21 protein-coding genes and 2 tRNA genes are annotated in these 22,414 nt (G+C 63.4%); 9 read left to right on the forward strand and 14 right to left on the reverse strand.

Annotated elements, in window-relative coordinates; genetic code table 11:
• Positions 1 to 185 precede the first annotated feature (185 nt).
• From AC4HIX_RS02680 to AC4HIX_RS02700, 5 genes are all read right to left on the reverse strand, one after another.
• On the reverse strand, positions 186 to 1,220 hold the full coding sequence (locus tag AC4HIX_RS02680; protein ID WP_490397787.1) for an ACP S-malonyltransferase: 1,035 nt from the start codon (positions 1,218 to 1,220) through the stop codon (positions 186 to 188).
• Positions 1,217 to 3,406 (reverse strand): dehydrogenase E1 component subunit alpha/beta, encoded by a 2,190-nt coding sequence (locus AC4HIX_RS02685; protein WP_490397788.1) that lies wholly within the window; start codon positions 3,404 to 3,406, stop codon positions 1,217 to 1,219. The genes AC4HIX_RS02680 and AC4HIX_RS02685 overlap by 4 nt, the downstream gene beginning before the upstream one ends.
• Before the next feature lie 388 nt (positions 3,407 to 3,794).
• Positions 3,795 to 4,307 carry a hypothetical protein gene (locus AC4HIX_RS02690; protein WP_490397789.1) on the reverse strand — a complete coding sequence of 171 codons (513 nt, stop codon included), beginning with the start codon at positions 4,305 to 4,307 and terminating at the stop codon, positions 3,795 to 3,797.
• Between the two features lie 277 nt (positions 4,308 to 4,584).
• The gene (locus AC4HIX_RS02695) at positions 4,585 to 5,616 is read right to left on the reverse strand and encodes an NAD-dependent epimerase/dehydratase family protein (RefSeq protein ID WP_490397790.1); all 1,032 of its coding nucleotides are present in this window, start codon (positions 5,614 to 5,616) and stop codon (positions 4,585 to 4,587) included.
• 286 nt (positions 5,617 to 5,902) lie between these two features.
• Positions 5,903 to 5,978 (reverse strand) — tRNA-Thr (locus AC4HIX_RS02700).
• Between the two features lie 176 nt (positions 5,979 to 6,154).
• On the opposite strand from AC4HIX_RS02700, the gene AC4HIX_RS02705 reads away from it, so the two are divergent.
• The 8 genes from AC4HIX_RS02705 to AC4HIX_RS02740 all read left to right on the forward strand — a co-directional run bounded on the left by AC4HIX_RS02705 (position 6,155) and on the right by AC4HIX_RS02740 (position 11,223).
• Positions 6,155 to 6,241 (forward strand) — tRNA-Leu (locus tag AC4HIX_RS02705).
• 159 nt (positions 6,242 to 6,400) lie between these two features.
• Positions 6,401 to 7,015, forward strand: a complete 615-nt coding sequence (locus AC4HIX_RS02710) for a ribonuclease D (protein WP_490397791.1) — start codon at positions 6,401 to 6,403, stop codon at positions 7,013 to 7,015.
• On the forward strand, positions 7,012 to 7,980 hold the full coding sequence (locus AC4HIX_RS02715; protein WP_490397792.1) for a KpsF/GutQ family sugar-phosphate isomerase: 969 nt from the start codon (positions 7,012 to 7,014) through the stop codon (positions 7,978 to 7,980). Before AC4HIX_RS02710 ends, AC4HIX_RS02715 begins: the two co-directional genes overlap by 4 nt.
• Before the next feature lie 22 nt (positions 7,981 to 8,002).
• Positions 8,003 to 8,602 carry an LPS export ABC transporter periplasmic protein LptC gene (gene lptC, locus AC4HIX_RS02720; protein WP_475048373.1) on the forward strand — a complete coding sequence of 200 codons (600 nt, stop codon included), beginning with the start codon at positions 8,003 to 8,005 and terminating at the stop codon, positions 8,600 to 8,602.
• 3 nt (positions 8,603 to 8,605) lie between these two features.
• Entirely contained in the window at positions 8,606 to 9,118 is a 513-nt protein-coding gene (gene lptA, locus AC4HIX_RS02725) for a lipopolysaccharide transport periplasmic protein LptA (protein ID WP_475048374.1), read from the forward strand.
• A complete protein-coding gene (gene lptB, locus AC4HIX_RS02730) occupies positions 9,118 to 9,876 on the forward strand; it encodes an LPS export ABC transporter ATP-binding protein (protein ID WP_259967740.1) in 759 nt (252 codons plus the stop codon). The genes lptA and lptB overlap by 1 nt, the downstream gene beginning before the upstream one ends.
• Before the next feature lie 272 nt (positions 9,877 to 10,148).
• Complete coding sequence (gene hpf, locus AC4HIX_RS02735; protein ID WP_475048377.1) at positions 10,149 to 10,706, forward strand: ribosome hibernation-promoting factor, HPF/YfiA family; 558 nt, start codon at positions 10,149 to 10,151, stop codon at positions 10,704 to 10,706.
• A gap of 52 nt (positions 10,707 to 10,758) precedes the next feature.
• On the forward strand, positions 10,759 to 11,223 hold the full coding sequence (locus tag AC4HIX_RS02740; protein ID WP_475048378.1) for a PTS sugar transporter subunit IIA: 465 nt from the start codon (positions 10,759 to 10,761) through the stop codon (positions 11,221 to 11,223).
• Positions 11,224 to 11,578: 355 nt separating this feature from the next.
• Here the strand turns inward: AC4HIX_RS02740 and AC4HIX_RS02745 are convergent, their stop codons facing one another.
• From AC4HIX_RS02745 to cysQ, 8 genes are all read right to left on the reverse strand, one after another.
• Entirely contained in the window at positions 11,579 to 13,015 is a 1,437-nt protein-coding gene (locus AC4HIX_RS02745) for a nodulation protein NodH (protein WP_490397793.1), read from the reverse strand.
• A 6-nt stretch (positions 13,016 to 13,021) separates the two neighbouring features.
• Positions 13,022 to 14,722, reverse strand: a complete 1,701-nt coding sequence (locus AC4HIX_RS02750; protein WP_490397794.1) for a DUF5927 domain-containing protein — start codon at positions 14,720 to 14,722, stop codon at positions 13,022 to 13,024.
• A complete protein-coding gene (locus tag AC4HIX_RS02755) occupies positions 14,719 to 15,705 on the reverse strand; it encodes a glycosyltransferase family 2 protein (protein WP_475053046.1) in 987 nt (328 codons plus the stop codon). The genes AC4HIX_RS02750 and AC4HIX_RS02755 overlap by 4 nt, the downstream gene beginning before the upstream one ends.
• A 188-nt stretch (positions 15,706 to 15,893) precedes the next feature.
• The gene (locus AC4HIX_RS02760) at positions 15,894 to 16,934 is read right to left on the reverse strand and encodes a glycosyltransferase family 2 protein (RefSeq protein ID WP_490397795.1); all 1,041 of its coding nucleotides are present in this window, start codon (positions 16,932 to 16,934) and stop codon (positions 15,894 to 15,896) included.
• A 2-nt stretch (positions 16,935 to 16,936) separates the two neighbouring features.
• Positions 16,937 to 17,920: a UDP-glucose 4-epimerase GalE gene (gene galE, locus AC4HIX_RS02765; protein WP_490397796.1), complete on the reverse strand. Its 984-nt coding sequence runs from the start codon at positions 17,918 to 17,920 to the stop codon at positions 16,937 to 16,939.
• A gap of 47 nt (positions 17,921 to 17,967) precedes the next feature.
• Positions 17,968 to 18,861, reverse strand: coding sequence for a UTP--glucose-1-phosphate uridylyltransferase GalU (galU, locus tag AC4HIX_RS02770; protein ID WP_475048389.1), 894 nt, complete (start codon positions 18,859 to 18,861; stop codon positions 17,968 to 17,970).
• A 179-nt stretch (positions 18,862 to 19,040) separates the two neighbouring features.
• A complete protein-coding gene (locus AC4HIX_RS02775) occupies positions 19,041 to 19,841 on the reverse strand; it encodes a 3-deoxy-manno-octulosonate cytidylyltransferase (protein WP_490397797.1) in 801 nt (266 codons plus the stop codon).
• Complete coding sequence (gene cysQ, locus AC4HIX_RS02780) at positions 19,841 to 20,638, reverse strand: 3'(2'),5'-bisphosphate nucleotidase CysQ (protein WP_490397798.1); 798 nt, start codon at positions 20,636 to 20,638, stop codon at positions 19,841 to 19,843. Before cysQ ends, AC4HIX_RS02775 begins: the two co-directional genes overlap by 1 nt.
• Positions 20,639 to 20,748: 110 nt before the next feature.
• Here cysQ and AC4HIX_RS02785 point away from each other — a divergent pair, with 110 nt between their 5' ends.
• Positions 20,749 to 21,570, forward strand: coding sequence for an ABC transporter permease (locus AC4HIX_RS02785; protein WP_490397799.1), 822 nt, complete (start codon positions 20,749 to 20,751; stop codon positions 21,568 to 21,570).
• A 76-nt stretch (positions 21,571 to 21,646) separates the two neighbouring features.
• Here the strand turns inward: AC4HIX_RS02785 and AC4HIX_RS02790 are convergent, their stop codons facing one another.
• On the reverse strand, positions 21,647 to 22,249 hold the full coding sequence (locus tag AC4HIX_RS02790) for an alpha-ketoglutarate-dependent dioxygenase AlkB family protein (RefSeq protein ID WP_490397800.1): 603 nt from the start codon (positions 22,247 to 22,249) through the stop codon (positions 21,647 to 21,649).
• Positions 22,250 to 22,414 lie beyond the last annotated feature (165 nt).

Below are 22,414 nucleotides of genomic sequence, written 5' to 3' on the forward strand. Positions count from 1 at the left end.
GGTTTACCGTTGAGGCGCGGCTGAACATACACACTGGATAAGAGCCTTCAGGGCAAAACTGCCCCTGAAAGCGTTCTCAGCAAATACCCTTCCGCCCTGCCCGCAGGGCAGGGCCACTCCCAAGGCTGCTTTGCCGGCATCTTCGATGCAGGCAACAGGCGCGGGAGCTTTCCGCCGCCCTTCACTCAGCCGGTTGCAATCCCGCGCTGCGCCTGATCCCCCATGGAGACCAGCAACGGATCCTCGGCCTGCCGCGCCTTGAAGGCCTCCTTGCCAGTCATCCCCTGCCAGCCGCCTTGCACCAGCGACTGCGCCACCGCGCCGCCCAGTGTCGTACCCGGACCGGTCACGATAAACAGGTCGGGCCCAAACTCATAGGCCGCATTCTGTACCGCGCGGGTGAAGTCATAGGTCTCCACCACCTGATGCCCCAAGGTGTAGTCCCAAAGGGCCCGTGTGTCCGTCGCACCCGGCCACCAGATCTGCCCGCGCCCGTCGATCAGCGGCATCTCCGGCTGGGTGAACATCTCCGCCCCCAGCCGCTTGCGCCCCTCTGCCGCCACCGGCGCCTGCAGTGCGGTGTGGAAGGCCGCATGATTGGCCAGCCGCATCGGAAATCGCTCCTCCACCACCGGCACTGCCGCCTCGAACGCCGCCAGTCCGGCCTCGTTCCCGGCCAGCACCAGCAGCCCGCCCAGATCGATCGAGAGCGCCAGATCATGCCCCTCGCGCGCATTGATCTCTGCCGACAGCGCCAGCAGCTCCGCCTTGCGCGCGGGATCATTCTGCCAATCCGGCCCGGCAAAGGGATAGACCAGCTGGCCGCCGATCAGCTGCTCCTGCATCAGCGTGCCCATGGTGTTCACCACCTTGAACCCGTCCGTTGCACTCAGCGCCCCGGCCGCCGCCAGCGCGATGTACCAGCCCATCGAGTTGCCGGTGACCGCAACCACCTCGATATCCTCCGCCAGGGACTGCGCATCCGCCAGAGCGGACGCGTAGATCAGCGGCGAGGCGATATCCCCGCGCGAATATTTCGATACGGAGAACCGCGTTGCCCCGTCCAGAACCGTGACTTCTTCCTGCCCGGCCTCGCGCCTCTGCGCGTCAATGCCCGCAAACAGCGCCGCCTTGTCCGCGTGGTGGCGGTGAAGATACCCCAGCTCCGCCTTGTTGTAGGTGCCCCGTCCCGGGCAGATCAGAACAGCGGTGCGGGTCATTTCTTGCCTCCTGCCAGCTTCAATGCGGCCTCAACTATGCTGTCCTTCGACGGCAGCGTAGCGCCATAGGCAGGCCCGGTTGCAATGAAGCAGTCGCTGGCGGCGATCCGCGCCGCAGGGACATCGCTTTGCTCCGCAAACAATGCCATCAGCGCCTCCGACTGGCTGCCGGTAACACGGCATTCGTCGACGATCAGCACGTTCTTGCAGCCCTCGACGGCTTCCAGCAGCGCCGCCTCCGGCAAGGGCGCCAGCCAGCGCAGGTCCAAGATCCGGGCGTTCACACCCTGAGCCGCCAGCTCTGCCTGCGCCTGAGCGGAAAGGTAGCGCCCATTGCCATAGGTCACGATGGCCAGATCGGTGCCGCCGCCATGAACACCCACCTCACCCAAACCAATGCGGCGGTCCGGAGACGGGTAGGTCCGCATCCAGCCGCCATCCTTAACCTCGTTCAGGTCCCGCATCGGGTAAAGCGCGATGGGCTCGACAAAGACCACCACCCGCTGCTCCTCGCGCGCCAGCCGCACCGCCTCGCGCATCATCATCGCAGCCTCCGCCCCGTCCGACGGGCAGGCAATCACCAGCCCCGGAATATCGCGCAGCACCGACAGCGAGTTGTCGTTGTGGAAATGCCCGCCAAAGCCCTTCTGATAGCCCAGACCGGCAATCCGCAGCACCATCGGGTTCGAAAACTGCCCGTTCGAGAAAAACGGCAGCGTCGCCGCTTCGCCGCGCAGCTGGTCCTCGGCGTTGTGGAGATAGGCGAGGAACTGGATCTCAGGAATGGGCAGGAACCCGTTGTGCCCCATGCCAATTGCCAGCCCCAGGATCGACTGCTCATCCAGCAAAGTATCAATCACCCGGTCCGGTCCGAACCGCTGCTGCAGCTTCTGGCTGACGCCATAAACCCCGCCCTTGCGGCCCACATCCTCGCCCATCATGACGATCTCGCCGTGCTCCAGCATCAGATCGGTCAGCGCCCAGTTGATGAGCCGCGACATCGGCTGCGGCTCCTCCATCGCGCGCATGTCGCTGCCAAAGGCTGCGGCGCGCGCCTCTTCACTGGGGCCATTGGTCGGTGCACACTCCCTGTTCGGCGGGATCAGGCTGGCCGCGACATCCTCTGCGGTTTTCAAATGCGGCCGCGTCACCGCTTCCGCCCGGATCCGCTCCACCCGCGCGCAGGTGTCCGTGTAGATCTTCAGCGCCTCGGCCGACTTCAATGCCCCGGCCTCATCCAGCAGCCGCACCGAATGCAGCAGCGGATCGTTGGCTTCATCCGCCTCCACCTCGGCCTTTGCCATGTAGGTGGTCGGCACATCCGCCCCGGCATGGCCATAGAGGCGCACGGTGCGCAAATGCAGGAAGGCGGGCTTTTTACGCGTCCGCACATACTCCGCCGCCTCCTGCGCCACCGCATAGGCGTTGTAGATATCCAGCCCGTCGGCCTTGAAGTACCGGATGCCGGGCCGCCCTGCCATCGAGGCCTCGATCCACCCCTTCGGCGTCTTGGTCGAAATGCCGATACCGTTGTCCTCGCAGACGAACAGCAGCGGCAGCGGCGTCGACTGCACCGAGGTCCAGCCTGCCGTGTTGATCGCCCCCTGCGCGGTCGAGTGGTTGGCCGAGGCATCCCCGAAGGAACACATGACAATCGCGTCCTCAGGCAGCAGCTGATGCTCCGGCTGGTGCCGCTTGGCCGCGCCGATGGAATAGGCCGCCCCCACCGCCTTGGGCAGATGGGAGGCAATGGTCGAGGTTTGCGGCGGGATCATTAGCGCCTTGGATCCCAAAACCTTGTGCCGCCCGCCAGAGGTCGGATCTTCGCTGGAGCAGGCAAAGGACAGCAGCATGTCCCAGGCGATCCGCTGCCCCGGCACCTGATCTGCACGGGCAATCTGAAAAGCGGCATCGCGGTAATGGAGAAACGCCATATCGGCCGGACGCAGCGCCTGCGCAACCGCCGCCATCCCCTCATGCCCGGAAGAGCCGATGGTATAAAACCCCTCCCCCGCCTTCTGCATAGCCCGGCTGGTCAGATCCAGCGCCCGGCTCAGCACCTGCGCCCGGAAGGTGCCAACGGCCTTCGCCGCGGTCAGCGGCCCTGCCGGCACAGCGCCTGCAGGCAGGATCCCGGCCTGAACCCGTTCGAGGAAATTCTGATGCACGATCTGGGCGCGGTCCATGCGGCCTCCTTGGAACACTTGCTGCGGTCAGTTATCCGCGAAACCCCGGTACAACGCCAATGAGATTGCGTACTGCTGCCATTCCGAAATGGAATGACAGCCTGCCAATTCAGTCCGATCTATCACATGATAGGTCACCCAATCCGCCCTCGGCCGCAGTTCGAATTATCCGGCCTCCAGCCACGCTTCCGGTATGCAGCGTCAAAGAAATCGCAGCTTGCAGGTCCGAGACGGCAGCGCCCTTCCCGTGCCTCCACAAGGGTTACAACGCGCCGAACAGCGCTGCCCCTGGCCTGTCGGGCGCCGTAAGCCCCGGCGCGACTGCGCCGGGGTCTTTTCCGTCAGGCTCGTGAGAACCACTTGCCCCATTTGAGGCACACAGGCCGGATCAGGCGCTGCGGCAGGACTTCACTCCCATACGGATGATTTCGCTGCCCTTTATCTTGTAGATGCCGGAGATCCGGTTGCGGCCTTCCGCCATGAACCAGTCTTTCAGCGGCTTAGGATAGTGATCAGCCATTACCCGGCTGAAATAATCAAAATCCTTCTGTGCCAGGCGGCGGCCGCTGCGCGAGGGGCCGTGGAAGCCGAAGGTGGTGCTGGGATCGACACAGGCCCCTGGCAATCCGAGGAACATGGTGCAGGTGGAATAGCAGACCCGGCCGCGGATCTCGACCCGCACGCCGTTCTTTTGCAGGTTGTTCAGCTCGATCAGCCGGTCATGCAGATAGCCGCCGCGGTCGCTGCCCACCACATAGGTCTGCTGAGCGGCAGCCGCCTGAGGCTGCAGCAGCGCCAGTGCCAGGCCGGCAGCGGCTGCGGCCTTGGCGGCTGTGCGGACGGTGGAGCGGGCGCGGCCCAGCAGGGCAGCCGAAGAAGATGCGAAATTCAGTGCCGGCATGGTCAGATCTCCAATGCAATGAAACGGGCTTTGGAGACTGAATAGAAAAACCCTGCGCGCTGTCCGGGGTGCGGATGTGGCAAAAATTAGTACATTATCAACACTTTAGCCCGCATGTTAGGCAAATTTTAAGAGTTGTTGCCGCGATCTTCTGCGCCCCGGCCGTCCGGGGCCAGATCACACTTTTGCCGGAAAGAGCCGCCGCAGGCAGACACCCGGTCGCCACCGGTTACGCTTCCGGTTCTGAAACCCGGCAGTCAGGAATGCGCCGCTTCGCTCAGCGGCCAGACGGGGAAGCTGAATAATACTCCCGGTACCACTCCACGAACTGCGCCACCCCCTCGGCCACTCCGGTCTTGGGCGCATAGCCCGTCAGCCTCCGCAGCAGCGAGGCATCGGCCCATGTGGCCGGCACATCGCCAGCCTGCATCGGCATCAGATTGCGGTCAGCGGTGCGGCCGGTGGCAGCCTCAACAGCCGCGATAAAGTCGTTCAATTGCACCGGCTCGGAATTGCCGATGTTGATCACCCGGTGCGGCGCCACCGGCGACAGGCTGTCACCCTCCTGCACAGCACCATCCGCCGGGCGTTCCGGCACCGCGTCCATCAGCAGCCGGACGGCCTCCACCAGATCGGTGATATAGGTGAAGTCGCGCTGCATGCCGCCATAGTTGTAGACGTCGATCGGCTGCCCTGAGAGGATCGCCTTGGTGAATTTGAACAACGCCATATCCGGCCGCCCCCACGGGCCATATACGGTAAAGAAGCGGAACATGGTGACCGGCAGATCGAACAGATGCGCATAGGAATGCGCCATGTTCTCGGTCGCTTTTTTCGAGGCGGCATAGAAGGACATCTGGTGATCGGCCTTCTGGGTCTCCTTATAGGGCATCTCAGTATTGGCCCCGAATGCGGAGGAGGTAGAGGCCAGAAGCATGTGCCTGGGCGGATGGGCGCGGGCGGCTTCGAGGATCTCAAAGGTGCCGGTGATGTTGCTTTCCAGGTAGGAACGGGGATTCTCGATGGAGTAGCGCACCCCGGCCTGCGCCGCCAGGTGAACGACATAGTCGGGTCTGTGCTCTGCGAAAAGCGCCATCATGACTCCGGGCTCTTCGATACTGCGGTTGACGACGGAAAAACCCGGGTACTGTTCCAGCATTGCCTGCCGGTCCCGCTTAAGCCCGACGCTGTAGTAATCCGACAGGTTGTCGATGCCCACGACACGGAAGCCGTCGTCCAGCAGTCGCCGGCTCAGGTGGTAGCCGATGAATCCGGAGGAACCGGTGACGAGAACGGTTTGCTGTGTCATCTTCTGCTCCAGAGGCCTGTCTGAACCGCCGGGATCCGGACCCCGGCCATGGGGTGTAGTTTCTCCAGGCGCCGGACCACCCGCCGGGCATTATGGCAAACCGGGCAGGGGCATACCATCCCCGGCGGTTTATTCCAGTAACGCCAATTGGTTCGGCGCAAAGGATCGGCAGCTTCACTGACACCAGCGGGAACCGGCTCAGCAGGATCCGCGCAACATACGGCACCTGCCAGCCAGGCATCCGAACACGGGCACGGGACAGAAACCACAGAATTATGAGAAGATCTGGTGCCGGTGATAGGACTCGAACCTACGACCCCATCATTACGAATGACGTGCTCTACCAGCTGAGCTACACCGGCGCCGCTGGTTTCATAATGCTGGGTGGTGCCGTAGGCAAGCGAAATTGCCGCACCGCCAGCGGCGGCATAAGACCTTTTCGGGCCAGGCCGCAAAACCCGGAAAACCTTGCTTCCAGCCTGCTATTTCCGTTTGACGCCCCTTAAAAACCATCTTATACGCCGGTCCCACGACACCTGCCCAGGTGGCGGAATTGGTAGACGCGCTAGCTTCAGGTGCTAGTGTCCGTATGGACGTGGAGGTTCGAGTCCTCTCCTGGGCACCATTCCCCCTGCATGTAAATTCAATATGCTGCCCGGCTGACCGGGGATCTGAACATGTGCCCGCGCAAACCAGCGTGGTCGGCGCAGTTGAGTTTGAAGGCCAAAGCGCCTATCTCCTCTCCAGCCCCTGCCGGCGCGATGATCATCAAAAGGGAATTCCAGTGGCCAACCACCTGTACAAAAACGACCTGCCCGACGGGCTGGACCTCGGTCCCGTTGTCGCCATCGACTGCGAGACCATGGGCCTGAACCCGCACCGCGACAGGCTTTGTGTGATTCAGATGTCGGGCGGCGACGGCAACGCGCACATCGTGCAGGTGGAAAAAGGCCAGACCGCAGCGCCCAACCTGTGCCGGATGCTGGAAGACCCGAATGTGCTGAAGCTGTTCCATTTCGGCCGCTTCGACATTGCCGCCATGTACCACGCCTTTGGCGCCCTGGCCGCGCCAGTTTACTGCACCAAGATCGCCAGCCGCCTGGTACGCACCTACACCGACCGCCATGGCCTCAAGAACCTGACCCAGGAACTGCTGGGCGTCGATATCTCCAAGCAGCAGCAGATGAGCGACTGGGGCGCCGAAGAGCTGACCGAGGCGCAGCTGGACTACGCCGCCTCCGACGTCCTTCACCTGCACAAGCTGCGCGAGGCGCTGGACAAGCGGCTGGCCCGTGAGGGCCGCACCGAGATGGCCCAGGCCTGCTTTGATTTCCTCCCCACGCGCGCCAAGCTGGACCTGGCTGGCTGGCCCGAAACGGACATCTTTGCCCACTCATGACCGACGCAGAAAAATTCCTCGTCACCGCGCGGCAGGTGATCACCGATGAGGCCAAGGCGCTGAACACCCTGGCCGAAGGCCTGGATGAGCGCTTTGCCGAAGCGGTGCAGCTGATTTTGCAAGCCAAAGGCCGCATAATCGTCAGCGGCATCGGCAAGTCCGGCCATATCGGCCACAAGATTGCCGCGACGCTGGCCTCCACCGGCACGCCGGCCTATTTCGTGCACCCGGCTGAGGCCAGCCACGGCGATCTGGGGATGCTGTCCGAAGGCGACGTCGTGGTGGCGATCTCCAACTCGGGCGAGGCACCGGAGCTGGCCAACCTGCTGGCCTTCACCCGCCGCTTTGCGATTCCGCTGATCGGGCTGTCCAGCAAAATGGACAGCACCCTGATGAAACAGGCCGACGTTCACCTGCAGATCCCCTCGCTGGGCGAGGCCTGCGGCTTTGGCATGGTGCCCTCGATCTCCACCACGCTCACCCTGGCGATGGGCGATGCGCTGGCGATTGCGCTGATGAAGCACCGCGATTTCCGCCCCGAAGACTTCCGCGACTTCCACCCGGGCGGCAAGCTGGGCGCGCAGCTCAGCAAGGTGCGCGACCTGATGCACGCAGGCGACGCCCTGCCGCTGGTCAGCGGGGACACCCCGATGGCCGACGCGCTGATCGAGATCAGCCAGAAGGGCTTCGGCGTCGCGGGCGTGGCAGCTGCCGACGGTTCGCTGGCCGGCATCATCACCGACGGCGACCTGCGCCGCCACATGGACGGTCTGCTGAACAAGACAGCGGCGGAGGTAATGACAACCGGCCCCGCCACCATCGCCCCCGGCGCCATGGCGCAGGAGGCGGTCGCGGTAATGAACCAGCGCAAGATCACCTGCCTGTTTGTCGTCGATCCGGACAATGGCCAAAAGGCTGAGGGCCTGTTGCATATCCACGACTGCCTGCGCGCAGGCCTGGGCTGACTTGGGCCAGGGGGAGCTGACAATGGACAGCCATTCCAGAGCCGTTGCCTATCTCAAGGTGCTGCTGCCGCTGGCGGCCCTGGTTCTGTTGTCCACCCTGTTCCTGATCTCGCGGGGAGTAAACACCGAGGCGGTGATCCCCTTTGCGCAAAAAGAGATCGAGGACCGGATGAAAGGCCAGCAGGTCACCGCTCCCTTCTTCTCCGGCACCACTGCGGGCGGGGATGAGATCATGGTCACCGCCGCGCTGGCGCGTCCCGGCGGCGACGGCACCCCGGCGGTCGCCAGCGATCTGTCCGCCGACATCCGGCTGGCCCAGGGCGGCAGGATCACGCTGGCGTCCGAAACCGGCGCCATTCACCCGGGCCGGGACATGGCGCAGTTTACCGGCAAGGTGACAATAACCTCCGCCGACGGGCTGATTGTCGAAACCGAGGAGCTGAACACCGCCCTGAGCGGCCTGGAAGCCGACAGCCCCGGCCCGGTCCGCGCCACCGGCGCCATTGGCGAGCTGACTGCGGGAAATATGCACATCGGCGTCAAAACCGAAGGCGGCCCTGTCCATATGCTGTTCAAAAACGGGGTGAAGCTGCTATATGATCCCCAGCAACCGGAAAGATAACCTGTGTCCTATTTGCGCGCCCTGATTTTCTGCCTGCCGCTGGCGGTTCTTCCCGGCCTCGCGGCAGCGCAAACGGCCTCCGTCGCTTTTGGCGCCGTCAAGGCCGACCCCAGCCAGCCCGTCGAAGTCACTGCCGACAACCTGGCGGTCAACCAGGCTGACGGATCTGCCGAATTCACCGGCAATGTTCTGATTGTGCAGGGTATCATGCGGCTGTCCGCCGACAACGTCCTGGTGATCTACAAGACCGCGGACGACAGCGGCGCCAAGGCCGGCATCGAACGGCTTGAGGCAACTGGCAACGTCGTGCTGGTCAGCGGCCCTGACGCCGCCGAGGCAGAGCGCGCCGAATATACCATCGACAAGGGTACCATCGTGATGACCGGCAATGTGCTGCTCAACCAGGAAAGCGGCACCCTGGCGTCGAACCGTCTGGAGGTAAACCTGACCTCGGGCACCGCGCAGATGGCGGGCCGGGTGAAGACCATCCTTAACCCGAACGGCGGCAGCAACTGATGGCAAAACCCAACCTGACCGTAACCGAAGGGTCCTCCGGGCTGCGTATCGAAAAGCTGCGCAAATCCTACCGCAAGCGGGTGGTGATCCGGGATGTCTCGATGTCGCTGAATCGCGGCGAGGTGGTGGCGCTCTTGGGTCCCAACGGCTCCGGAAAGACCACCAGCTTCTACGCCATCGCGGGCCTGGTCTTCCCCGAAGCGGGCACCGTCAGCATCGACGGCCAGAACGTGACCGGCCTGCCGATGTACCGCCGCGCCAGGCTCGGCATCGGTTACCTGCCGCAGGAAATGTCGATCTTCCGCGGCCTGTCTGTGGAGGACAACATTTCCGCCGTTCTGGATATCTCGCAAAAGCATGAGCACAAGCGCCGCGAGCGGCTGGAAGAGCTGCTGTCGGACTTCTCGATCGAACACCTGCGCCGCGCGCCCGCACTGGCGCTGTCCGGGGGTGAGCGCCGCCGGGTTGAAATCGCCCGTTGTCTGGCGGCCGACCCCAAGTATTTGCTGCTCGACGAACCCTTTGCCGGCGTCGATCCGATCTCGGTCGGCGACATCCGCCATCTGGTGGCCGACCTCAAGAAACGCGGCATCGGCGTGCTGATCACCGACCACAACGTCCGCGAAACGCTGGAGATCGTCGACCGCGCCTATATCCTGCACGACGGCCAGGTTCTGATGTCCGGCAGCCCCGAGGAAGTGGTCGAAAACGAGAACGTCCGCCGGGTCTATCTGGGCGACAATTTCCGCATCTCCTGAACCGCTGCGCGGGCGGCGGACACCCGGAAAAACTGCTTGAAAGACAGGCTTCTTTTTTCGGCGATATCCATTGACTCTCCCGCTGTCTTGCCGTCGAATTGACCCATGGCATACGCGCAGTCCGATGCAATCCGCTTACCAGCCTTGGCAACAGGGCCCGGATGGATGCACCCGGACGGCTGGCCTGCCCCCCGGTTCCGGACCTGACGTGACACCGCCAAGCTATTGCCTTGGCGGCGGGCCCGGCCGCAATAATTTGTGAAGGAGATCACATGCGTTATAAAATCAGCGGTAAACAGATCGACATCGGTGAAGCTCTGCAAACCCACGTGCAGAACGAGCTGGGTTCGGCCGTGCAAAAGTATGCCGAACGCCCGACCGACGCGGCTGTGGTCTTTTCCCGTTCGGCGCATGAATATGTGTGTGAAGCCACCGTCCATCTGTCGACCGGACTAAGCGCTCAGGCCAAGGCGCATGCAACGGAGATCTACGCCGCCTTCGAGGCCTGCTGCGAAAAGATGGAAAAGCAGCTGCGCCGCTATAAACGCCGTCTGAAGGATCACCACAAGGACCGCAGCGAGCCTGTTGAACATTTGGGCGCTAACTCGTATATCCTCGCGTCTGAGGAAGCGGAAACCGAACCGGACTCGCTGCAACCGATCATCGTCGCCGAAATGGAAACCCGCATTCCGTCGCTGTCGGTGGGGGAAGCGGTGATGCAGATGGAACTTGCAGGCGCCCCGGTTCTGGTCTTCCGCAACGAAGGCAAGGACGGATTGAATGTGGTCTACCGCCGCGAAGACGGCAACATCGGCTGGATCGATCCGTAAACACATCTAAGGCATCGGCGCCCCCGCCGGGGCGCCGGAACGGAGCAGACACATGCAGATTTCCAGCATCCTCAAGCCAGAGGCCGTCCGGGTTATCGGAGCGGCCTCAAGCAAGAAGCGGTTGTTTCAGGAAGTCGCAGATATTGCTCAGACGGCCTATGGGCTGGACGCCCAGCCCACCGTCGAGGCCTTGCTGGACCGCGAGAGCCTCGGCCCCACCGGGGTCGGACACGGCGTCGCCCTGCCGCACGCCCGGCTCGACAGCATCAGCGAGGTTTGCGGCGTTTTCCTGATCCTCGAGAAACCGCTGGATTTCGGCGCCGTTGACCGCCAGCCGGTGGATATAGCCTTTGCCCTGTTTGCGCCGGAAGATGCCGGCGTCGAGCACTTGAAGGCGCTCGCCCTGGTCTCGCGTACCCTGCGGGAGCAAAGCTTCTGCACCAAGCTGCGCGCCAACCACGATCCGGCGACGCTCTACACCATCCTGACCGAGGACCAGTCGGTCCAGGCCGCCTGATCCCCGCATCACACCTCAACACGCCCGATAATCCCGCTGGCCAGCCGGACAGCATTCAGCCGCGGCTCCATGGGTGCGGCCACCGGCTGACGCTGCGCCGTTTCCGCAAGCGCTCCCGCCCCTCATCGGCCGCCCTGCAGCGGCACTCTTTCCGTTGGGCCGCGCATGGGCCAGGCCTGCGGCCCAGCCCCATGCGGCAGCGCCCTTTGACCCGCTCTGAGTGTCAGCACCCAGCCCTGCGTCAACCACCGCGCCGCACTCTGTGCGGCGCCGGGCCCAAGGCCGCCAAGGATGTTTGGCGCAGCCATAATCCTGCGGGCGCGGGAGAGTCCCCGCCTGCCTCGGGCTTGCCGGATCAGTCTGCGCGCCAGGGGCCGAAGCCGAACGCCAGATAGTCGCGCTGGTAGACCGACGCGATCAGCGCCTCCAGCTCTGCGTCGTAGATATCACCCAGCGCAAACGGCTGCTCCGGCGCCGCAGCCGGTACCGGCGCAGGCTCCATCCGCCCCAGTTTCCGCGCCAGGGCCGGCAGGTCCTCCGCCATCTCCGTCTCACGGATCAGCAGATCCGGCACCCCGACCCCGGCAAAGCCCTCCAGCGCCTGGCTCTGGCTGGCCCATTCCGCGTCCAGCCGGATCGAGGTCTGGCCCGCCAGGCTGGCCCGCACGAATTCCAGGAAGGCCGCAAACGCCTCCCGGTGCTGCGCCCGGGTGTATCCGCCGCCCGGCCCCTCCTCCGGCACCGCCAGCCCGAACTGCCGCCGCAGCGTGTTGCGGATCTGCCGGAAGCTGCCCTCGCCCGCATTCAGGATCCGGCGGCAGAACACCGCATGCGCCCGCGCCGCCGGATGCCGCAGCACCGTAAAGCTGCGGAACCCCGTGTTGCCGCGTTTCCATTGCCGCAGCTGTTTCTGGTTCATGCCCCGGATCAGCCCGTCCGGCGCGACCCGGTCCAGCCCCGCCATCCACTGCGTAACCTCCGCCTCCGGCCCGCCCTTGATAGGCAGGTACAGCAGCGGCGTTGCCACACCCGCTACATAACCGGGCACCGCCGGACCGCGGCGCGGTTCGAAGTTCGGCGTGCGAGTCAGGTTGAACCGGTCCAGCCCCGACAGCGCCTCCTGCATCTCATCCGGGTTGGCCACTTTGGCCACCACCGGCGCCGGGTTCTGCCGTTTCAGGCTATCATCCAGCGCCTCCAGCTGCTCTGCCATGCCCAGCCAGCGGGCCAGACCATTCATCACCAAGACGTTCTGCAGATCCTCATAGGCCACATAAAAGGCCGTCTGCCCCAGCGCCTGCAGCCGGTTCAGCAGCGTCACCTGAAATTCCTGCAGCACCTCCACATGGGCGGCAAATTCCGCTGCATCGAACCGGGCCTTGGCCTCCTTGCGGCGTTTCACATTGGTCAGCTTCCACTGCCCTGTCTCCTGGGCGATCTTCCACGACACGTAGCTGTCCAGCGGGTTGCGCGTCAGCACGATCTTGGCGCAGCGCGGATCCTCCAGCATCAGATCCAGCACCCGCGGGTCATGGTCATGGAAATAGCGAAAGCCCCCCAAAACCCCCGGCTGCGCCTTTATTTCCTGGATCAGCCGCGCCGGATCCGCCTCGCGCATGGCCTGAGTCACGCCAAGGATTTCCCCTGAATTCGGGTAGCCGATGAAATGCGGGTTGAAGGCCTCGCCATGGCAGGTGAGCCCGTCAAAGGCATTCAGATTGGTCTCTAGGAAATTGGACCCGGTCCGCATTTCGGCAAAGACAACAAAGTAATCAAAGGAAGGAGAAGACATCGGGAATTATCGCACCAGATAGGGTTTGCGCTGCGGTTTGGAGTGGCGGACCGGGCTCTGCCCGACCGGGAAATCGCCCATCAGATACGGGTGCATGCCCTGGTTCTTCAGATTTTGCAGAAACTGGCCAAAGCCCTCAAGATCCGTCATCGTTGGCGCCTCGCTCAGATGCCGCACCGCCACCTGGCCGATTTCACCAGCAATGGTCTGCAACGGTTCCATCGGCGCTTCGGCAAATTCCGCCATGCTCCAGATCCGCACCCGCGCCTTGGTCCATTGCGAACGAAGGATCTTAAGCTGTTCCGCCTCAATCTGCTGCAGCCGGGCCGCCTCCTGCCGGAGTTCCGCGAAACTGCGGTCTGACTTGAACAGCGGCACCGCCCAGGCGCCACTGATCACCGAGACCTGCGCACTTGCATCCCGCGCCACCAGCCAATTCACTGCCTGATTGCCGCTCGGGCCGAACTGGAAGCACTGGCGCTCGCCGCGGGTGTTCCAGATCAGGCTGGTGAGGAAGCTTTCCGGGTTGTAATCCCGCACCTTGGGATTGCCGTTCAGGCAGCCGTTGATCTGGCTCTGGCCCTGAGAGAATTCCGCCCCTTCCGGCGCAAAAAGGTGCCCGTGCACACGGGCCCCGGTTGTGCGGGCCAGCCAGGATTCGAAATCCTCGAACAGCTCGGTAAATCCCTGAAACACCGAATAGGGGCTGGAGGTGACACCGTTCTCCGACCCCCGCGAGGGAAACCGGCTTTGCATGTACAGGCCGGGCCTGCCGCGGGTGCGCCGCTCCACCGCCTTGGCAAAGATGCGGTCGATCTTGCCTGGGTTCGGCTCCGTCCTTTTCATCGCGCCGGCAGAGTCGGTCAGAAACGCCTGATAGAGCCGCTCTGCGTGCGGCCAGATCTTGCGCGCGACAAAGCAGTCGGACCGGCGCAAGAGCTGCAGGTGATCATCATAGAAGATATGCGGCTTACCCTGAAAATCGAACTTGCTGAGCGTCAGCGAGCGGCTCTCGATATTGCTGGAATACAGCCGCGCCAGGGTCTGGAAGTAGCTTTCGTCCGGGATCCAGACCTTGCGGAAGTAGGCGTCATAGACCGGCCGCTCCGCGTCCTCCAGAATTGCCGACAGGGTCTGCCGTGTCAGGCACCACCACTGGCTGCCCATGTGCGGCACCAGCCCGGCGGGGATCCGGCGCCGGATGCGCAGCTTGCGCTGCAGGTCCACGTAGCGGTCAAACAGGAAGCGGTGCCGTTTCCAGGAGAACGGAAACCGCAGGGTGAACCGCTCCTGGCTCAGGCCGCCGACAATCCAGGGCACATCGGCGGTGGTGGCGCTTTCGATGAAATCAGTGTCCGGCCGGGCCGCCAAATAGTCGATCAGCTCCTGCACCGGGCGCAGCGGCAGGCAGGAGCCAGAGGCGAGGTAAACATGCTGCACGCCGGGAAACTCCGCCAGCATCACCTCGGAAGCGGCTTGCGAGGCGGCGACAATACCCCAGGTTCCCCATTCGCAGCGGTGACGGGCGGAAAAGCGGACCAGCAGATTGCCGCTCAGCGCCTCCTTGAAGCGGTCAAAAACATGACGGTCGACCTTGCTGTCCACATGCAGCACCACCGGGCAGCCGCTGGCGGTCCAGTGCCGGGCCACCTGCTCCGCGCGCTCCAGCGCGGTGTGGACCAGCATGACAACGCCAAACGTGCTCATGCCCAGTTCCCTTTGGACATCAGCCCCAGGATCTCAAGCTGGCGCCAATTGATGTACTTCTCGCTCCATTTGCACCACAGCTCCGGCTGTTCGGACAGCTTACCGGCATAAGCCTTGTACTCCGCCGAGCCGGCATAATGCTGGCCGCGCACCAGTTCTTCCTCCGCCTTGCCGCTGAAGGTATCGAGGAACTTGGTGTGCAGCAGCGCGCCGCTCGCCTTTTCGCCGCCGTCCGTCTCATAGACCTGGTTCAGCCCGCGCGGCAGCAGCGCATGGGTGGAGCTGGCATAGGCATAGCGGCGGTGCCATTTGACCAGCGGGATCTTATTCAGCGCCGGTGCCTTCCTGGGCTGATCGGCAAAGAACACCCGCGCCCGCGGCCCGCCCTGTATCCACAGGTTGCCGTATTCCGGGTTGTGGCTGATGGTGTAATTGCCGCTGTCGAACCAATGGGCAATCTCCAGCGGGTTCTGCCCGGCCTGATACGGCACCTCATCAATCCGGCCCTTGGGATAGACGTCCAGCAGCATCGCCGAGAAGCTGCGGATCGCCGAATTGTCCAGCCAGTCAGTCAGCGCCCGGATCGGCCGTGTGTCGCAGAACGGATAGATAAAGAACTCATCCGGATCGACCACCAGCACCCAGTGCCCATGCGCATATTTGCGCTTGAGGTAGTTCATCCAGTCGATGCCAAAGCCTGCACGCTTATAGCTGGCGGTGGTGTGCCACAGCGACACGTCCTCCATCCCGCGCAGATAATCAGCGCTTCCGTCGGTGGAGCCATTGTCCACGAACAGGAAATGATTGATCCCCAGACCACGGTAGTATTGCAGGAAGTACGGCAGCCGGATCTGCTCATTGCGCATGGTGCAGACCAGCAGGATGTCGCCGGGACGGATGGCGCGGGTGTTGTCCTGAACAGGCTGCAGCTCACCGGACTTGCGCACCGCGCGGACCAGCCGCCGTTTGCGCCGCAACCGCATCCGGTAAGAATCCCAAAGCCCCACGTCTACTCCAACTCGCTATCCCAGGAGCGCCCCGGCCTGCACGGGCTTTTCTTGAACCCGCTTCAAGCTTCCGCGCAATATGTCACGCGCATAGTCTATTAACAATGAATTTAGAAACAGTTACGCGGGCGTACGGCGCAGCTGCAACAGTCCCCCGCACCCCTTCACCAGGCGGGTGGCGTCATCAGACCCAGTTCCGCCAACTGGCCCGCGCCGCGCAAGCGGACAGATCCCTGGTGCCACATATCCGGCGCATCCGTGATCCGGTCATAATAGCCATCAAATTGCTGCGGCGTGTGAAAGTGCTGCCGGCGCTGTTTCTCCGTTGCTGATTTGGAAACAATTTCCGGCAGAAACTTCGTGTGCAGCAGCACCCCGGACGGCGCCGTGCCGCCCGGCCCGTCATACAGCGCATTCAGCCGCCGCGGCAGCAGCGAATGGGTGGAGTTGATATAGGCATAGCGCCGGTTCCAGCGCACCAGCGGGATCTTATTCAAAGTTGGCGACCGCTCCGGCTCCTGCGGGAAGAACACCCGTTCGCGCGCACCGCCCTGCACCCACAGATTGCCCATCTGCTGCTGCCGCACTGCGCGGTAAGGCCCGGCGTCAAACCACTGCAGCACTTCGCACGGGTTCTGTCCCGGCGCATAGCTCTGCGCCCCAAGCGGCCCCTTGGGATACAGATCCAGCATCAGCGCGCCAAAGCCGTCGCGGCCGTCCTGCTCCAGCCGCTGCGTCAGGGCGCCGAGCCCGTGATCCTCCATGCCTGAATAGACCAGCAGCTCATCCGCATCCACGGTCAGGCACCAGCGCCCGTGGCCGTAGCGGATCAGCAGCCATCCCAGCCAGTCGAGGCCAAAGCGGGTGTCCCGGTAACTGCCATCCGCACGCCATAAAGAAACATCCGGCTGCGCCGCCAGCAGCCCGGCGCTGCCGTCGTCACTGCCATTGTCCACAGCCAGGAAATGCACCGCGCCCAGGCGGCGGTAGTAGTCCAGAAAGTAAGGAAGCCGGGTGATCTCGTTGCGCAGCACAAGGAAGACCAAAACCCCTTCTGAGGGGATCTGCGCGGTGCGGTCCGAGACCTTGGCCATCTGGCGGCGGGCCCGCAAGGCCCGCCACAGCATCCGCCGCCGCTTCCACCGCATCCGGTAGGCTCCTGTCAGGCCCAGCGGCGGCAGCTCAGGGGCGGCGGGGACAGTCATGCTCAGGCCTCGTAGTGGCCCGTCTTATGCCACTTCCAGGCATCGGCGATCATCACCTCCAGGGTGGACCGCCGCGGCTCCCAGCCCAGTTCGGTCACCGCCCGGGTCGAACCCGATACCAGCTTGGTGCAGTCACCCGCCCGGCGCGGGCCGGTGTTGCAGGGCACTTTGTGCCCGGTCACCGCCTCGGCCTTGTCCATCACTTCGCGCACCGAGAAGCCCGAGCCGGTGCCCAGGTTGAACACCTGGCTGCCGTTGCCGTCTTCCAGCCACTTCAGCCCCAGCACATGCGCGTCCACCAGGTCGCAGACATGCACATAATCGCGGATGCAGGTGCCGTCCGGGGTGTCGTAGTCGGTGCCAAAGATGGTCAGCGCGTCGCGCTTGCCCGCAATCGCATCCAGCACCAGCGGCACCAGATGGGTTTCGGGACGGTGGAACTCGCCCACCTCGGCCTCGGGATCGGCACCCGCTACGTTGAAGTAGCGGAAGATCACCGAACGCAGCCCATGCGCGGCGCCGAAATCCTTGAGGATATCCTCCACCGCGCGCTTGGAGGCGCCATAGGCATTCAGCGGCAGCTGCGGGGTGTTTTCGTCCAGCACCACGTTGTCATGCTCGCCATAGGTGGCGCAGGTCGAGGAGAAAACGAAGTCCAGGCAGCCCGCCGCCACTGCGGCCTCCACCAGGTTCAACGAGCCGCCGGTGTTGTTGGCCCAGTAGCGGCCCGGCTCGCTCATCGCCTCGCCGACCTGGCTCAGCGCAGCGAAATGCATCACTGCCGCCGGCTGGTACTTGGCAAACACCTCATCCAGCCGGGCGCGGTCATTCAAGTCGCCCTTCTCGAACGGGCCGAATTTGACCGCGTCCTGCCAGCCGGTCACCAGGTTGTCGTAGGTTACAGGTGTATAGCCCGCCGCCTTGAGCGCCTTGCAGGCGTGCGAGCCGATATAGCCGGCACCGCCGGTCACAAGGATATTCGTCACTGTCTCTGCCCCATGCTGGGCCGCCCCCGGAAGGGCGGCCAGATCGGTTACTGCGCGGCCTTTCCGACCTGCGCGATTTCGGTGATGTAGCTCATCAGGTCGTCCCGCAGCTCATCGCGCGCCAGCGCAAAGGCCACAGTTGCCTGGAGGAAGCCCGCCTTGGAGCCGCAATCAAACCGCTGACCGTTGAAACGGTAGCCGTAAACCGGAACGTCCTGGGCAATGTCCTCGGCAATCGCATCGGTCAGCTGGATCTCGCCGCCCGCGCCCTGCTTCATCTTGTTGAGGTTTTTCAGCACAGACGGCGCCAGGATGTAGCGGCCGATCACCGCCAGGTTCGACGGCGCCTCTCCGGCTTTCGGCTTTTCCACCATGCCGTTAGCGGCAACCACTTGCCCCATATCATCTTTGACGTCGAGCACGCCATAGGAGGAGGTCTTCTCCGGCGGCACCTCCATTGCCGCAACCATGTTGCCGCCAGTTTCCTCGTAGGCTTCGACCATCTGCTGCAAGCAGGGCTTTTCCGCCGCGATCACGTCATCCGGCAGGATCACAGCAAAGGGTTCGTTGGCGATCAGGCGGCGGGCGCACCAGACCGCATGGCCCAGGCCCAGCGCCTTGTGCTGGCGGATATAGGCGATGGCACCGGATTCCATATCGGTACTCTTCAGGATGTCCAGCAGATCATCCTTACCCTTCTTGCGCAGCTCCTGTTCCAGAACCGGCGAATGGTCGAAATAATCTTCCAGCGCACCTTTGCCGCGCGAGGTGACAAAGATGAACTCCTTGATCCCGGCGGCGCGCGCTTCGTCAATGGCGTATTGCACCAGTGGCCGGTCGACCAGGGTCATGATCTCTTTCGGGACGGACTTCGTTGCCGGCAGGAACCGTGTCCCCAGACCCGCAACAGGAAAAATTGCCTTAGTTACTTTTTTGCGCATGGCGTTCTCTCAATACTCAAATTCCAGACCTGACGGCTCAATCCCGCATCACACGCGGGAAAGCTGGCGCGCGTCATGCCCGGCTCTTTCCAACAAATTGTAGGGCAGCTGCCCGCTGCCTCTGGCTGCCGCTTAGCAGCGGCTGTCTGACCGTTCTTTTCCTCATTACCATCTTCTGCTTACTCATGCCCCATTTTCTTCATCATGGCCTCCAGCCGCGGCACGTCTTCAGGGTTGTTCAACTCCCAGAACTCGCGCCCGCGCGCTTCAACCTCAACACACAGCACCTTGCGCCCATTCTCCAGGAACCGCAGCTGCTCCAGGCCCTCCAGATTCTCCAGCGGCCCGGTCCGCCACCCTGAATACGCCGCCAGGGCATCCGGACGGTAGGCATATACGCCGACGTGGTGATAGACCGGCGTATTTTCGCCATCCCCATAGGTCCTGCCGCAATAGGGCACCACCTCTTTTGAGAAGTAGAGCGCACTGCGGTCCTCGGCAAACACCGCCGTTGTGCCGCCAACGCGGCCCGCCTTGCGGTCGGCCAGCAGGCTGTTCAGCGTCTCGCCATTGCAGCGCAGAACCGGCGTTGCCAGCTCCATGCCGGGCGCGGCGCGCAAGCCGGCCACCAGATCCTCGACAAACCAGTGCGGGGTCAGCGGCGCATCGCCCTGCAGGTTGACCACGATCTCATAACCGCCGCCCAGCGCCGCATGCGCCTCGGCGCAGCGCTCCGTGCCGTTGGCGCACGCCTCAGAGGTCATCACCACCTCGGCACCAAACGCCTCAGCCGCCTGTTTTATGCGATCGTCATCCGTCGCCACCACCACCCGGTCCACGCCCTGGACCGAGCAAGCCGCCCGCCAGGACCGTTCCACCAGGGTGCGTTTCTCGCCGGTGGCGCCGGTCAGCGGCACCAGCGGTTTGCCGGGATAGCGGGTCGAGGCATAGCGGGCGGGGATGACAATCAGGACAGACATCAGGCTTTCTTCAGTTCCACGGCTGGTGCATAGGCGATGAAGAACGGGTTCGCATAGCCCTCTTTGCCATAAATCAGCGGGGAATGATCGTCAAAACGCACCACTTTGCCGCCTGCGCCCACAAGAACCGCGTGACCGGCGGCGGTGTCCCACTCCATGGTGCGGCCGACGCGCGGGTACAGATCCGCCTCGCCCGTGGCAACCAGGCAGAACTTCAGCGAAGAACCCGCGCTTTTGCTGTCCTTCACATTGTACTTGCCGATGTAATCGTCGGTTGCCTGGTCCCGGTGCGATTTCGAAGCCACGACCATCAACGCCGAATTGTCGCTCTCGGCAACCCGGATCGGACGGGTTTCCCCGATGGTCTCAGGATCGAACGCGCCGGTCTCCTCGACCGCGCTGCCATCCGCCAGGGTAAAGAACATCCGCTCCCTGGCCGGCGCATAGACCACGCCGCGGGTCGGCACCCCCTTCTCCACCAGCGCGATATTGACAGTGAAATCGCCGCGGCGGTGGATGAATTCCTTGGTGCCGTCCAGCGGGTCGACGATCAGGAAGGTGTCGCCGCGCGCGCTGTGCGAGTCTGCCTGCTCCTCGGTGACCAGCATCATATCCGGAAACGCCGCGCGCAGGCCCGCCGAGATCAGCGCGTCCGCCGCCTCATCCGCTTCGGTCACCGGGCTCTCGTCGGATTTCACCTTCACGCCGAAATCGTCGGAATTGTAGATCTCCATGATCTTTGCGCCAGCCTCGATGGCCAGCCGGCGGATCACAGGCACCAGGTCTTCATAAGTCACGCGGACCTCCCTGTCGGGTTTAATTGAAAATTTGCCTCTCGCCTCTTATGATGCGCTGACAGCAGAACGGCAAGCAGCCGCATCGGATTCGAGCAGAGAATACAGGTCTCATGTTTCAGCAGCGCACGCAGCAATCCTGGATCTCCGGTTTTGTCGCCCTCACAGAGGTCGTGTTCCACTCGGCAGCGCGCAGCGTCCGTTCCAAGCACAACAACGCCTTTGCAGCGCTTGGCCTGAACATCCTGCAGGCGGTTCTCTTTGTGGCCGCGTTTTACGTGATGTTTGCCCTTCTGGGGTTGCGCGGCTCCGCCATCCGCGGCGACTTCCTGCTGTATGTGATGTCCGGCGTCTTCCTGTTCCTGGTGCATACCAAGACCGTCAGCGCCGTCGCCGGCGCCGAAGGGCCAAGCAGCCCGATGATGCAGCACGCCCCGATGAACACGATGGTGGCCATTCTGTCCGCAGCCATCGGTGCGCTTTATATTCAGGTGCTGTCGCTGTTCATCATCCTGTTTGTCTACCATGTCGCCTTCACCCCCTTGCATATCGAGGAGCCGGTTGCCGCCTTCGGCATGGTGCTGCTGGCCTGGGTAACCGGCGCCTCGGTGGGGCTGGTGTTTCTGGTGCTGAAACCCTGGGCGCCCAACCTGGTCAGCATCCTGACGATGATCTATTCGCGCGCCAACATGATTGCCTCCGGCAAGATGTTCCTGGCCAACACGCTGCCCAGCTTCATGCTGGCCATGTTCGACTGGAACCCGCTGTTTCACTGCATCGACCAGTCGCGCGGGTTTGTCTTCATCAACTACAACCCGCATTTCAGCAGCTGGCAATATGCGGCCTGGGTGGCGCTGGTGCTTACCGTGATCGGGCTGATGGGCGAGTTCTACACCCGCCGCCATGTCTCCATCAGCTGGAGCGCGCGCCGCTGATACAAAAAGCCCCAAGACTTTTCAGCAAAAGTCTTGGCAAAAGTTTTCCGTAAAACTTTTGCGCCCGCCGCCGGTGTCAGGTGACCACCCTCAATGTCAGGTTTATCCGCCCGCCCTTGGGCAGCAGCCGGGAGGATTTGAACCGGATCCGGTCCACCCCGTGATACATCAGCCGCGCCTCGCCGCCCATCACCACCACATCGCCTGAACTCAGCCAGACCGATTCCGTCTTGCCGCCGCGGGTCCGGTTGCCGATCCGGAACAGCCCGTCATCCCCCAGCGAGACAGACACCACGGGATAGGAGAAATCCGCCTCATCCTTGTCCTGATGCAGCCCCATCCGGGTGCCCTCGCCATAGTAGTTCAGCAGACAGCATTCCGGTTCGCGCTCCAGCCCGGTCAGCTGCCGCCAGATCTCCAGCACCGGCTCCGGGATCGCGGGCCAGGGCCGCCCCGACGGATGCGCCTCTGCATAGCGGTAGCCGGAAGCATCCGAATACCAGCCGAACTGCCCCGCCGAGGTCATCCGCACCGACATCTGCCCGCCGCCCGGCACCTTGGGCGAAAACAGCGGCGCCGCCTTCAACACCGGCCGCAGCGCCTCGATCAGCGCCGCCTGGCGGGCAGGCTCCAGCCAGCCCTTGTGGATATCGAATCCGCGCACGCGCAGCAGGGTCATTGCCGTTCATCCATCCTTAACCAAGGCCGCCGCAAAAAAGCGCATTGATTCACGCTTGGCCACGCGCCTGAGCGCTTGCAGGGCCGTTTTCACGTCCCTATATACGCCGGGACGCGGCAAGGTGCAGACCAAACCGCAACTTCCATCGGGGCCGGGATGCCGCAA

This window comes from Leisingera sp. (genome assembly GCF_982940295.1).